The organism is Gilvimarinus polysaccharolyticus, from assembly GCF_001187555.1.
GTDB classification, from domain to species: Bacteria; Pseudomonadota; Gammaproteobacteria; order Pseudomonadales; family Cellvibrionaceae; genus Gilvimarinus; species Gilvimarinus polysaccharolyticus.
Genome location: NZ_LFIJ01000001.1, coordinates 644161 through 656777 on the forward strand (window position 1 = coordinate 644161; position 12617 = coordinate 656777).

The 12617-nt window shown below is 51.9% G+C and carries 11 protein-coding genes; 2 read left to right on the forward strand and 9 right to left on the reverse strand.

Features of this window, described 5'->3' with window-relative positions; genetic code table 11:
• Positions 1 to 106: 106 nt before the first annotated feature.
• From GILYN3_RS02600 to metG, 8 genes are all read right to left on the reverse strand, one after another.
• Positions 107 to 952: a mechanosensitive ion channel family protein gene (locus GILYN3_RS02600; RefSeq protein ID WP_049721408.1), complete on the reverse strand. Its 846-nt coding sequence runs from the start codon at positions 950 to 952 to the stop codon at positions 107 to 109.
• 188 nt (positions 953 to 1140) lie between these two features.
• Positions 1141 to 1857: an electron transport complex subunit E gene (locus tag GILYN3_RS02605; RefSeq protein ID WP_049721409.1), complete on the reverse strand. Its 717-nt coding sequence runs from the start codon at positions 1855 to 1857 to the stop codon at positions 1141 to 1143.
• Positions 1850 to 2521 (reverse strand): electron transport complex subunit RsxG, encoded by a 672-nt coding sequence (gene rsxG, locus GILYN3_RS02610; protein ID WP_049721410.1) that lies wholly within the window; start codon positions 2519 to 2521, stop codon positions 1850 to 1852. The genes GILYN3_RS02605 and rsxG overlap by 8 nt, the downstream gene beginning before the upstream one ends.
• Positions 2521 to 3573: an electron transport complex subunit RsxD gene (gene rsxD, locus GILYN3_RS02615; RefSeq protein ID WP_049721411.1), complete on the reverse strand. Its 1053-nt coding sequence runs from the start codon at positions 3571 to 3573 to the stop codon at positions 2521 to 2523. Before rsxD ends, rsxG begins: the two co-directional genes overlap by 1 nt.
• A 28-nt stretch (positions 3574 to 3601) precedes the next feature.
• Positions 3602 to 5905, reverse strand: coding sequence for an electron transport complex subunit RsxC (gene rsxC, locus GILYN3_RS02620; RefSeq protein WP_049721412.1), 2304 nt, complete (start codon positions 5903 to 5905; stop codon positions 3602 to 3604).
• Entirely contained in the window at positions 5905 to 6543 is a 639-nt protein-coding gene (gene rsxB, locus GILYN3_RS02625) for an electron transport complex subunit RsxB (protein ID WP_049721413.1), read from the reverse strand. The genes rsxC and rsxB overlap by 1 nt, the downstream gene beginning before the upstream one ends.
• A gap of 84 nt (positions 6544 to 6627) precedes the next feature.
• Complete coding sequence (gene rsxA, locus GILYN3_RS02630) at positions 6628 to 7203, reverse strand: electron transport complex subunit RsxA (protein ID WP_049721414.1); 576 nt, start codon at positions 7201 to 7203, stop codon at positions 6628 to 6630.
• 184 nt (positions 7204 to 7387) lie between these two features.
• Complete coding sequence (gene metG, locus GILYN3_RS02635; RefSeq protein ID WP_049721415.1) at positions 7388 to 9397, reverse strand: methionine--tRNA ligase; 2010 nt, start codon at positions 9395 to 9397, stop codon at positions 7388 to 7390.
• Positions 9398 to 9640: 243 nt separating this feature from the next.
• Between metG and apbC the strand changes: the two genes are divergently transcribed.
• On the forward strand, positions 9641 to 10732 hold the full coding sequence (gene apbC / locus GILYN3_RS02640) for an iron-sulfur cluster carrier protein ApbC (protein WP_049722528.1): 1092 nt from the start codon (positions 9641 to 9643) through the stop codon (positions 10730 to 10732).
• A gap of 87 nt (positions 10733 to 10819) precedes the next feature.
• On the opposite strand, the gene GILYN3_RS02645 is transcribed toward apbC, so the two are convergent.
• Positions 10820 to 11710, reverse strand: a complete 891-nt coding sequence (locus tag GILYN3_RS02645; protein ID WP_084005058.1) for a ChbG/HpnK family deacetylase — start codon at positions 11708 to 11710, stop codon at positions 10820 to 10822.
• 248 nt (positions 11711 to 11958) lie between these two features.
• On the opposite strand from GILYN3_RS02645, the gene dcd reads away from it, so the two are divergent.
• Positions 11959 to 12528 (forward strand): dCTP deaminase, encoded by a 570-nt coding sequence (dcd, locus tag GILYN3_RS02650; protein ID WP_049721416.1) that lies wholly within the window; start codon positions 11959 to 11961, stop codon positions 12526 to 12528.
• Positions 12529 to 12617: the final 89 nt, after the last annotated feature.

Here is a 12617-nt window from a genome sequence, read left to right on the forward strand (position 1 = left end):
AGCTCTATTGTAGCTCCAGCGAGTTTAAGGTCGCAGCAATTTACGTTAGTTTACCTCATAAAAAAACGGGGCCTAAGCCCCGTTTTTTAAATTCGCTAATGTTAACTTAAGCCGCGTTGGACTCTTGGGTAACAGGCGCGTTGGTATGTAAATCCATTTGTGGGAAAGGGATGGTAATACCGTTTTCATCAAAGGCGAGTTTAATGTTTTCGATTAGATCGAACTTAACAGGCCAGAAATCGCCGGTGTTAACCCAAGGGCGTACGACAAAGTTAACACTGCTATCGGCTAACTCAGAAACTGCGATAGTCGGTGCAGGCTCAGCCAATACTCGTGGATCCGCTTTAACTACACGCTCCATGATCTCTTTGGCTTTCTTGATGTCGTCATCGTAGCTGATGCCAAATACCATATCTACGCGGCGGGTAGGCAGCTTAGAGTAGTTGGTGATGTTGCCGTTATAGATCTGGCCATTAGGTACAATAATTTCTTTGTTGTCCGGGCTGGTTAAGGTAGTGGTGAAAATGCTGATGGTTTTTACCACACCGGAGGTGCCGCCAGCTTCGACGTAGTCGCCTGTGGTAAACGGACGAAACACCAACAATAAAAAGCCCGAGGCAAAGTTTTGCAGTGAGCCCTGTAGTGCTAAGCCAATGGCTAAGCCTGCAGCACCGATAAGGGCAATCATGGAGGTGGTGTCGACGCCTAATTGATCAAGCGCGGCGATAATAACAATCAATAGCAGCAGCGCATTGGCAATGGCTTTTACAAAATCGATTAGAATATTATCCAATTTGGTGCGGCCCAATACTTTACCCAGTAGCCCCACTAAAATTTTGACGACGATTTTACCAATGATAAAGATCAATAGTGCGGTGATGATATTGATTCCCCATGGAATTACATGGGTGTGGACCAAAGTCATGGCATCGTCTTGATTAAAGTCAAACATAAAGCATCCTTTAGTATTAAGTAGCTCGCTTCGCACAAGTATGTGCTGACAAGCTTTATTATGAAAATGTGTTCAATCACGGCAAGTTGTGGTTTTTGCCGCTGATAGGAGATTATTGCCACTAATTAATGTGGGTGCAACCCGCAAATGAATTAGTGGCGTATAAAGATAGAAATAATCGTCTAGGGTTAGGCGATTGTGCCGGTGGTACGAACACGTTTGTTGCCTTTTACGGGCTTTTCTTTCATCGCGGCAAGACGCTGCGCTTGTTTTGCATCAATGATGTTTTTCAGGGCGATCAAAAACCCCGTCACAATAAACGCGCCGGGTGGCAAAATTGCCACTAAAAAGCCTGGATAGTTGGCAAACAACGTTATGGTCCAGTCTTGTGCCAGCTCGCCAAACAGCAGGTGCATATTGGCAAATAGAGTGCCGCTGCCTAATATTTCACGAATTGCCCCCACGGTAACTAGCACTAGAGTGAAGCCGAGGCCCATCATCAGGCCATCGATGGCCGAGGGCAGTACTGGGTTCTTACTGGCAAAGGCATCAGCCCGGCCTAAAATAGCGCAGTTGGTGACAATCAGAGGAATAAAAATCCCTAAAATTGTATACAGCTCGTAGGTGTAAGCCTGCATTAATAGCTCAATACAGGTGGTAAGTGAGGCGATAATCATTACAAATGCTGGCAGGCGTACTGCGTCGCTCACTGTTTTACGAATCAGTGATACTGCTATGTTAGAGCTGGTTAATACCATCATCGTGGCCAACCCCAAGCCCAGCGCGTTTACCACCGAGCCGGATACGGCCAGCAACGGGCACAAGCCTAGTAGCTGCACTAGGGCCGGGTTGTTACTCCAAAGTCCCTTTTTACTGATTTCTTGCCATTCGGCGGTATTACTCATTGCTGTCACCCACATTGCGCGGTGTATTTATGTCGGCTTGTTCAGAGATTTCAAATAATAGGTTGTGATTGATTTGCACCTGTTGCAAAACTCGTTTGATTTGCCTTGTGACGGCACGCGGAGTAATGGTTGCTCCGGTAAATTGATCAAAAGCGCCGCCGTCCTTTTTTACGGCCCAACGCTCGGGGGTAGGGTCGGTTAACGATTTTCCATTAAAACCTAATATCCAATCGCTTTTGTTGGTGTCGACTTTATCGCCGAGTCCCGGTGTCTCTTTGTGGGTTAGTGCCCGCGCACCGGCGACACTGCCATCGCGATTGACCCCGACCAACAAACGAATGGCGCCACTGTACCCGTCGGGGGCGATAGCGGGCACGATCACGGCAATGACTTTACCATTTTTACGTGCGCGGTAAATGGGCTCCGATTGGCTGAAGCCTAACTCGGCCATCATCTCCGCTGGGGTTGCAAGGGTGTCGTTTAATAGGTCGTTATCGACACGATCGGCCGCGACTAACTCAAACAGGGCGCGCTCGGCGGCTTGGCGTTCGGCCTCGGCAATACGGTCGCGAGTCCCGACATTAGTGACGGCCAATATGCCGGCGGTCACCAAGGCGAATAATCCGAGTAACAGACTGTTTTTACTGATTGATGCACCCAACATTAGAGGTCGCCCTTTTTCGTTGCGCGTTGACTTTTTTTATGGCCGTAAGTGCGCGGCACCGTGTAGTAGTCGATAAACGGAGCGGCAAAGTTCATTAGCAGTACGGCAAAAGCGATAGCGTCTGGGTAATTGCCCCAGATGCGAATAACGTATATCAGTACGCCGATGGCAGCGCCGTAAATCATTCGGCCGCGATTGCTTACGGCTGAGCTTACTGGATCGGTAACAATAAAAAATGCACCGAGCATAGTGGCGCCCGAAAACCAATGAAACAACACCGAGCCGCCACTGCTTGAGCTGCCGCTGTCGTAAAAGATAACAGCCATTAACGCCAGCGCTGCGAGCATACTAACCGGTGCGTGCCAGGTAAAAATACGGCGGTATAACAAATAGGCACCGCCGGCTAAAAACGCGAGATTGACCCACTCCCAGCCTGCACCGGCAAAACTACCGGCCGCCAGTACCGGATCTTGCAGGTAAACGCTGTCGAGCATCAGCGAGCTGTTTTGTTTTACAGTATCCAGCGGTGTCGCGGCGGTGTAGCCATCAATGCTGGTGCCAGTCCAAATTTGCTTGAGTGCTTCAATCAATGTTGGCGTGTGACCACCTACATCCATGGGTGCCGCCCATTGGCTCATCTGCAGCGGGAATGAAATCAACAAAATGACATAGGCCACCATAGCGGGGTTGAAGGGGTTAAACCCCATGCCGCCGTAGAGTTGTTTGGCCAACACAATAGCGCAAAAGCTACCGAGGATAACCAGCCACCAGGGGCAATAGGGCGGTAGCGCCAAGCCCAGTAGCACACCGGTGACCAGTGCGCTGCAATCGCGTAAATAAAATAGTACTGGCCGGCCGCGCAGCGCCATAATGGCCGCTTCAAAACCCATGCATGCAGCGCTGGCTAGCAGCACATTATGCAGCGAGCCAATACCAAAAAAATACGTCAGTACCGCAAGCCCCGGCAGTGTTGCCATAACCACGATACGCATAACCTGACTGGTGCCAAGAGCACGGTGTGTATGCGGTGATGTGATGCGTGTCAGTGCCATGCTGTATTCCGTTAGTTAAAAATCAGACTTACTCGTTGTGTTCGGCCAGTTGCTCGCGAGTCGCGGCCAATTTAACTTCTAGTTTTTCTACGCCGGTTTTAAACGCATCTAGGTTAGCATCGTTGTCGGCTTGGGCTTTGAGCAAGCGCGCCTGCGATTTTTCTAATCGTGCCTCCAGCGACTCCACTTGGTTGCGCAGCTTATCGGCAACGCTCATGGTGCCCATTGCGGCGGCGCGGGCTTTGGCCTTTTCAATAGCTTGGCTCGCAGCATCGTTGGCAACGTTTACTTCGGCCTCGGGGGTGGCCGAGTTTCGCGGTGTTGGCTCGGCTACACTTGTGGGCGCTAATTCGCTCAGCTCTTTTTGGTTGCTGGCGATCTTCTCTTTCAGTTTGGCAACGCCTTGCTCTAAGGCCTCGGCGTTATCCGAGGCTTGTTCGCGTGCCTCGCGGGCTTTTTGTTCGGCCTTGGTTAAGCGTTTATACAACGACTCTAGTGTTGTGCGCAGTTTTTCCTCGGGTGCCATCGCCATTTTAGCTTTGGCGCGCTCAATCGCGGCGCTTACTGGATCGTCGGCAACGGGTTTGCTGGCAGCGGGCGGCACTGTGCTCGCAGGCGCTAAAGCGGCTAGCTTGTCGCGCGCAGCGGCAAGTTTTAGCTCGGCCTGTTTAATACGGGCTTGCTGTTTTTCTAACTGCTCTTCAGTGGCATCGTCTTGCGGTTTTTGTGCTTGCTTTAAGCTGTCTTGAGCGGCGGCCAACAGTCGTTCAAGCTTGGCGCGCTGCTTGTCGTCATCTGCAGCCGTGGTAGCCGGTTGTGCCGCTGGGGCGTTTTGCTCGGTGGCAGGCGCTGCCGCTTTTTGTTCGGCGAGTTTCTTTTTGGCCAGCTCAGCGGCTTTTTTACGGGCTAAACGCTTGGCTTCTTTCTCGGCTTCTTCTTTGTCGATTCGCTCTTGGCGAAACTCAAAGCGGCGGCGCGAGCGATCGGATTTTTCTTTGTCGCTGCGATGTTGGCGAATCTCACCTTTGGCCGCGCGGTAGTATTGCACCAATGGAATATGACTGGGGCAAACAAACGAACAGGCACCGCATTCGATGCAGTCAAATAAGTTATGCGCTTCGAGCTTTTCCAGGTCTTCACTTTGAGCGTACCAAAACAGTTGTTGCGGCAGTAAATCGGCCGGACACGCCTCGGCGCACATACCGCAACGAATACACGCTTGGGCCGGCTCGGGTGGCGGTAACTCTTTGCGCGATGGCGCCAAGATGCAGTTGGTGGTTTTAATTAATGGCACCGAGGTGTCGGGCAATGAGAAGCCCATCATCGGCCCCCCCATCACTAGGCGCGAGGCTTTTTTCTCGCTATAGCCATGTTGTTCTAAAATAAATTCAATTGGGGTGCCCAGTAGCACTTCGATATTGCGTTGGCGCTCGAGTGCTTCACCGACTACCGTGGTAATGCGCTTAACCAATGGCTCGCCAAACCGCACCGCGCGATACACGGCGGCGGTGGTGCCGACATTTTGGCAGACAATCCCAATGCTTGCGGGGATCTGGCCTGCAGGTACTTCTTGGCCGGTTAAAATTTGAATGAGCTGTTTCTCACCACCTGATGGGTACTTGGTGGGAAAGCTCACCACTTCTATCGTTGTGCCGGCAGCCGCATCGCGCATAGTGGCAATGGCTGCAGGTTTGTTGTCTTCGATACCAATAACGACTCGGCTGGGATTGCCCAGCAGCGTGCTTAAAATTTGTGTGCCCGCAATGACCTCTTGAGCGCGGTTTTGCATCAGTATATCGTCGGCGGTGATATAGGGTTCACACTCGGTGCCGTTAATAATCAGCGTATCAATGGTTTGATTGGCGCGCGGATTTAATTTTACGGCGGTAGGAAACCCCGCGCCGCCAAGACCTGTAATACCGGCAGCACGCACACGTTCAAGCAGCGCGGTCTTATCAATATCTTGATAGTTGGGCGCTTCATCAAGTGCCAGCCAGCGGTCTTCACCGTCGGTGTCTAAAATAATACAGGTGTCAGTCATACCCGAGGGGTGCGGTACTACATGATCGGTAATGGCTGTGACAGTACCCGAGGTGGGGGCGTGTACATGGGCACTAAAAACGCCATCGGCCTCGGCCAGTAGTTGTCCGCCCAGAACCTGTTGACCAACCTCTACCAGCACTTTAGCGGGGGCACCAATGTGCTGGTTGAGTGGCAACACCAATTGCGGTGGTATGGCCAGTGTTGCTAACGGCTCTAGCAGCGACTGAGCTTTGTTTTCGGGCGGGTGTATACCACCGGAAATATCCCAAACTTTAATCAACTGCGTCATTAGGAAGCGTCACTTGTGTTGCGTTGTGTATGACCGCGACCGCTGTCGGTTGCGATTAAATTGGCGACCTGTTTATGGCTTGCCGCTGGTAGCTCCCAGCTCCATTGGCGAATTCCCGATGCCACCGGGATCATGTCGATACAGTCTACCGGGCACGGCTCTACGCACAGGTCGCAGCCGGTACATTCATCGGCGATAACCGTGTGCATTTGTTTGGCGGCGCCTAAAATGGCGTCCATTGGGCAGGCCTGAATACATTTGGTGCAGCCGATGCATTCGTCTTCGCGAATAAATGCCACGGTGGGTATGTCGGATTCTTCACCGTGTTCTTCATCTAGCGTTGGAGCCTCTACATCCAATAGCGCGGCCAACTCATTAATGGTAGTTTGGCCACCGGGTGGGCACTTGTTAATGGCATCGCCGTTGGCAATGGCTTGGGCGTAAGGTTTGCAGCCGGGGTAGCCACATTGGCCGCACTGGGTTTGAGGTAATAAGGTGTCAATTTGTTCAACCAGCGGGTCGCCTTCGACTTTAAACCGAACGGCGGCGTAGCCCAGCAGGGCGCCAAATACGAGCGCCAAACCGATCAGGGCAATCAACGCCGAGGCGATGGGATGTTGTGCGATGGTTTCTAGCATAGAGTACGTTCTAACATAGAGTGCTTTTAAACATAGGGTGCGTTCATATTGGGTGCTGTTAAATCAAATGCGGCGCGGCGGCGCTTAAACCAAACCGCCGAACCCCATAAAGGCGAGCGACATTAAGCCTGCAGTGATCATCCCGATTGCAGCACCTTTAAACGGTGTGGGCACATCGGCGACCGCGAGGCGCTCGCGCATAGCAGAAAACAGTATGAGTACCAATGAAAAGCCCAGCGCAGCACCAAACCCAAACAGGGTCGATTGCATAAAGTTGTGGGCCTTTTGGGTGTTTTGTAACGCCACTCCCAATACCGCGCAGTTGGTGGTGATAAGCGGTAAAAATACACCCAAGACGCGATACAACAGCGGGCTGGTTTTTTCGATAAACATCTTGGCTAGCTGCACTACCACGGCAATCACCAAAATAAAGCTGATGGTGCGCATGTACTCAAGGCCGAGCGGTTGCAGCACCCAAGTGGCGACTAAATAACTGCAAATAGAGGCTAGGGTAAGTACAAACGTGGTGGCACTGGCCATACCAATGGCAGTTTCTAACTTGTTAGAAACACCCATAAACGGACACAACCCTAGAAACTGAACCAACACAAAGTTGTTCACTAGGATTGCGCTGAGCAAGATAACCGCAAGTTCGGTCACACTGTTCACCTCAAGTCGTCCGCAGGCCGGTGGCTACCGGCACTAAAGGCGCATTATCAGTGATGCGGCCCTTGCGGTTCAATATAAAACCCACTCTTAATTAGGCTGATTGGGTATATGCTTATAAACGACAGTACGCAGGCTTAACGACCCATTCGCCGTGTTATTCCCCGCTGAACTGTCGTTACATGACCCGTTGGCCGGGCTCTGAGCCACTGTCTGGCTCTAGCAAATAAATATCGCTGCCACCGGGGCCGGCGGCCAGCACCATCCCTTCTGACATGCCAAATTTCATTTTGCGTGGCTTGAGGTTGGCGACCATTACCGTCAGGCGGCCTTCTAGGTCTTCGGGCTGGTAAGCGGCTTTAATGCCGGAGAACACATTGCGCGTCTCGCCGCCCAAGTCCAGAGTTAGCTGGAGCAACTTGTCGGCGCCTTCTACGTGTTGTGCTTTAACAATACGCGCCACGCGCATATCCACTTTGGCAAAATCGTTAAACTCAATTTCTGCCGCGATCGGCTCATCGGCTAACGGGCCGGTGGCGGCGGGCTGGGCGGCTTCTTCTTTACTCGCTTCAATCATGGCGTCAACTTGGTCCTTATCGATACGCTGCAACAATGGCTTAAAGGTGTTAATGGCACCACTGCGATAGTTGGGGGCGCTGTTCCAATCGAGGGTTTCGCCTAAAAAGGCTTCGGCGCGCTTGGCAAGTTCGGGCAATACTGGCTTAAGGTAAATCATCAGCGCGCGGAACATGTTGATGCCTAAGCTACAAACCTCCAGCACCTCTTGCTCGCGGCCCGCTTCTTTGGCTAACGCCCAAGGTGCGGCGGCTGCGATGTATTCATTGGCGGCATCGGCCAGTGCCATAATTTCGCGCATGGCTTTAGAGAAACTGCGTGCCTCGTAAAGCTGAGCAATACTCTCGCTGGCGACTACAAAGCGCTGCCACAGCTCGGGGTCAACCGGTGTTGGGGCAAGCTCGCCACCGGCTTTGCTGACAAATTTAGCTGTGCGGCTGGCGATGTTCACCACTTTACCGACTAGGTCGGAGTTAACGCGCTGCACAAAGTCGTCGAGGTTTAAGTCTAAATCGTCGACGTTGGCGGTGAGCTTGGCGGCAAAGTAGTAGCGTAAGTACTCGGGGTCTAGGTACTTTAAGTAGGTTTGGCCATTGATAAACGTGCCGCGGGACTTGGACATCTTCTTGCCATTGACCGTAACAAAGCCATGCACGTTAACTTTGGTGGGTGTGCGCATGCCGGCCGAGTGCAGCATGGCGGGCCAAAACAGGGCGTGAAAGTTGATAATATCTTTACCGATAAAGTGATGCACCTCGGCGGTAGAGTCGGGGCTCCAGTATTCCTGCCAGTCGAGCCCGTTGCGCTCGGCAAAGTTCTTTAAGCTGGCGATATACCCGATGGGTGCGTCGAGCCAAACATAAAAGTATTTGTTCGGGTGGCCGGGAATTTCAAATCCAAAGTAGGGCGCATCGCGGGAGATATCCCACTCTTGTAAGTCGGTGTCGAGCCACTCGGCGACTTTGTTGGCGACCTCATCTTGCAGGTGTCCGGCGCGGGTCCAGCCTTTTAAAAAATCGCTAAACTCAGGGAGCTTAAAGAAAAAGTGCTCGGATTCTTTGGGTACGGGGGTAGCGCCGGTAAGAACCGAGACCGGATTGATTAAATCCATCGGGGAGTAAGTGGCACCACAGGCTTCACAGTTATCGCCGTACTGGTCGTCGGTTTTACACTTGGGGCAGGTGCCCTTGATGTAGCGATCGGCCAAAAACAGTTGTTTTTCTGGGTCAAACGCCTGGACAATCGAGCGCTGGGCAATATGGCCATTGGCCTCAAGCTTGGTGTAGATCTGCTCGGCCAGCTCGCGGTTTTCGCTCGAGTGGGTGGTGTAGTAGTTGTCGTGCTGCACCAAAAAGCCCTGCGACACCTCGAGGTGGGCCGCGTGCATTTTTTTAATGTGCTCTTCGGGGCTAATGCCTTGCTCTTCAGCCTTAAGGGTAATGGCGGTGCCGTGAGCGTCATCGGCGCAAAAGTAATGGCACTCGTGACCGCGTAGGTTTTGAAACCTAACCCAAATGTCGGTTTGAATCTGTTCCATAATGTGGCCCAGATGCAGCTCGCCATTGGCGTAGGGCAGCGCGCTGGTAACCATAATTTTGCGGCGTGTGCTCATAGCGTCGATGTTTACTCTTGTTAGTGGCTGAAGTCGGCTCTGCCGTTTGCTCGATAACGGTTGATCATAGCGCGGCGGCCGAGACAAAAATGGAGCGGCACTATACCATTTTCATGCCTTTTTTGTGCAGCGTTTCAGGGCTTTAACGCTGTTTCAGATCCCCAGCGCTTGGATTTTGCAGGCGCGCCCCCACCAATAGGGGTTAGTTACTTATTAGAGCGCTTGCCAGAGGTTACCAACGTCATGACAGATCAGACCGAAATTGCACATGTACTCGGCGCTATTGCCGACCCTTATAATGGTGCCAGCCTCGAGAGTTTAGGTGCAATTAAGGCGTTAACCGTTGCCGGTAGCAAGGTACAGGTGAGTCTAGAGCTGGGCTACCCCGCCGCCAAAGATGAACGATTGGCGGGGCAAGTACAGCAGGCGTTGATGGCGCTGGACGGTATAGACGAGGTGGATTTAGATTTAAGCTGGCGCGTAGTGGCACATCCGGCTGCTAACAGCGCCCAAGCGGTGCCAGGGGTTAAAAATATTATTGCAGTTGCCTCGGGTAAAGGCGGGGTGGGTAAATCCACTACGGCGGCTAACTTAGCCTTGGCGCTGGCGGCTGAAGGTGCCCGAGTGGGGATGTTGGATGCCGACATTTATGGCCCTAGTCAGCCACAAATACTGGGTGTGGGGCAGCGTCGGCCAAACATTGTGGGCGAGGGCAAAGCCCAGCAAATGGTGCCTATCGAGGCGCACGGCTTGCAGACCATCTCGATGGGGTACTTAGTCACCGAGCAAACCCCGATGGTGTGGCGCGGGCCAATGGTCAGCGGCGCGCTAAAACAGTTGTTAAGCCAAACTCGCTGGGACGAGCTGGATTATTTAATTATTGATATGCCGCCAGGCACCGGAGACATTGCCTTAACACTGTCGCAAAGCGTACCGGTGACCGGCTCGGTTATTGTCACCACGCCACAAGATATCGCACTGCTGGATGCGGTCAAAGGCATTGAAATGTTCCGCAAAGTACATGTACCGGTGTTGGGTGTTATCGAAAATATGGCGACTCATGTGTGCAGCGATTGCGGCCATAAAGAGGCGATATTTGGTGCCGGTGGTGGCGAACGTATTGCGCGAGACTACAACACCGAGCTGCTGGGGCAACTGCCTTTGACCATGGCGGTACGCGAACAGGCCGATAGCGGCCGGCCATCGGTGGTGGCCGACCCCGACAGCGATGTGGCGCAGACCTATCGCACCATTGCGTTAAAAATGGCCGCGTGTTTGTGGCGTGAAAACCAAGCGGCGGCGCCGACAACAATATTGACCAGTGTTGACGATTAAGCCGGTGAGGCGGAGCTAAGGCTCTGCCATAGCGCGTCTGAAGGATTAAAGCCGCCCGTAACAGCGGCTTTTTTTGTGCCGCTAAGACTAATGCTTAGCAAATGGGTTGGGGGTGTCGGCGTAATTAATAAGTTGCAGGTTATCGAAGCGTCCACTTGCGGCGGCCTCAAGCAGCATCTCCAGCTCAGTTGAACGGTGCAACGCTACCAGTGGCTGCATATCGCTGGTGTTCATTATCGGGTTGTTTAGGTCAATCAGTGCCTGTATCTCTGGTTGATTACGGGCGGCGTGAATGATCACTACGTTTACTTTATCGGCTTGCAGTTGGTTGTCGATATGGTCTAAGAACACAGATTTTTTGGTTTCTATTGGCACATCAAACATAGTGATAAAAGCCTCGCCCATGCGCATCGACATACGCAATTGGTACTGCTTGGCAAGATCTGTGACAACGGCAATCATGGCGTCAGTCGCCAGTGCGGTACGCATATGGTAGTCGACATATTCAATCGGCAGACCGGTGGCCAGTGCGCGTTTGATTTGCGCCTCAAGCTCCAACCTTACTTCATCAAGGTTGATATCTTGCTGTAAAAACTCGTCAGTGGATGGATAAAAGTATCCATTTTCATTGATTAAGCTTGGCACCTCTTTACGTCCGGCGATTGGCCCCCAGCGGTAATGGCGCCATTCGGCGTTAAGCGTTAAGTGCACACCTACCGAGATCTGCGGATTAGCGCGCAGGATTTCTACCGCCTCTTGATGCCAAGGGGTGGTAAACATCACTGATGCGGCAAAAGGAATCTTAAGTGCGGCCAAGTCTTGTAAGCCTTGGTTAGTGGCGTGAGTCATGCCTATGTCATCGACTCGAATAATTAATTGGTCTGGCTGGGCTACTGCTTGTGTGCCACTAAAGGTGAGTGACGCAAACAGTAATACGCTTAAAACGTGTAGTCGGCGAATGATGTGCAGAGTGTTCATAAGATCTCCTTTTAATTTGGCTTTAGCTTGGTGGGATTGGACAACGTTGTCAATTTGTTGTTGGTAAAGTAATGTTGGGGTTTGGGTGTCGCTCGGGGCGGGCTTGCAGGGTGAATGTTATAAGCCAGGTTACGTGAGTTGTAGCTAGTGCGCGGTCGATTGCGCAGCTATGAGTTTAGCCACTCCCAAAAACCGCAAAAAAACGCTATCATGCGCGCCGGAATCTACCGTTACCTAAGGGGAGCACAATGAGTATTAAATCCGATAAATGGATGCGCCGTATGGCTGCCGAGCAAGGTATGATCGAGCCGTTTGAGCCAGAGCAGGTGCGCTACGGTGCCGATCAACAGCGCATTGTGTCTTATGGCACCTCTAGTTACGGTTACGATGTACGTTGTGCTGATGAGTTTAAGATTTTTACCAATGTCTATTCGTCGGTGGTGGATCCCAAGAACTTTGATGAAAACAGCTTTGTCGATATCAAAAGCGATGTATGCATTATTCCGCCAAATTCTTTTGCACTGGCCCGCACGGTCGAATACTTTAAGATTCCGCGTTCAGTGCTAACTGTGTGTCTGGGTAAATCTACTTACGCCCGCTGCGGTATTATTGTTAACGTAACGCCGCTTGAGCCCGAGTGGGAAGGACATGTGACGCTGGAGTTTTCTAACACCACGCCATTGCCTGCCAAAATTTACGCCAATGAAGGTGTGGCGCAAATGCTGTTTTTTGAATCAGACGAAGAGTGCGAAACTAGCTATCGCGATCGCGGTGGTAAATATCAAGGTCAGCGTGGTGTAACCTTACCAAGAACATAAGTTCTTGGTGGGCCTTATGGCTGGAAAAAATTAACAAATATAAACCTTCGTGAAACTTTTCGTTTTACTCGACGTCCTAAACCTGCTTA

Excerpts from the sequence above, each read along its gene's own strand:
- rsxC (WP_049721412.1), bottom strand. The coding sequence starts at position 5,905 with ATGACGCAGTTGATTAAAGTTTGGGATATTTCCGGTGGTATACACCCG.
- rsxB (WP_049721413.1), bottom strand. The coding sequence starts at position 6,543 with ATGCTAGAAACCATCGCACAACATCCCATCGCCTCGGCGTTGATTGCC.
- apbC (WP_049722528.1), top strand. The coding sequence starts at position 9,641 with ATGACAGATCAGACCGAAATTGCACATGTACTCGGCGCTATTGCCGAC.
- GILYN3_RS02605 (WP_049721409.1), bottom strand. The coding sequence starts at position 1,857 with ATGAGTAATACCGCCGAATGGCAAGAAATCAGTAAAAAGGGACTTTGG.
- dcd (WP_049721416.1), top strand. The coding sequence starts at position 11,959 with ATGAGTATTAAATCCGATAAATGGATGCGCCGTATGGCTGCCGAGCAA.
- GILYN3_RS02600 (WP_049721408.1), bottom strand. The coding sequence starts at position 952 with ATGTTTGACTTTAATCAAGACGATGCCATGACTTTGGTCCACACCCAT.
- metG (WP_049721415.1), bottom strand. The coding sequence starts at position 9,397 with ATGAGCACACGCCGCAAAATTATGGTTACCAGCGCGCTGCCCTACGCC.
- rsxG (WP_049721410.1), bottom strand. The coding sequence starts at position 2,521 with ATGTTGGGTGCATCAATCAGTAAAAACAGTCTGTTACTCGGATTATTC.
- GILYN3_RS02645 (WP_084005058.1), bottom strand. The coding sequence starts at position 11,710 with ATGAACACTCTGCACATCATTCGCCGACTACACGTTTTAAGCGTATTA.
- rsxD (WP_049721411.1), bottom strand. The coding sequence starts at position 3,573 with ATGGCACTGACACGCATCACATCACCGCATACACACCGTGCTCTTGGC.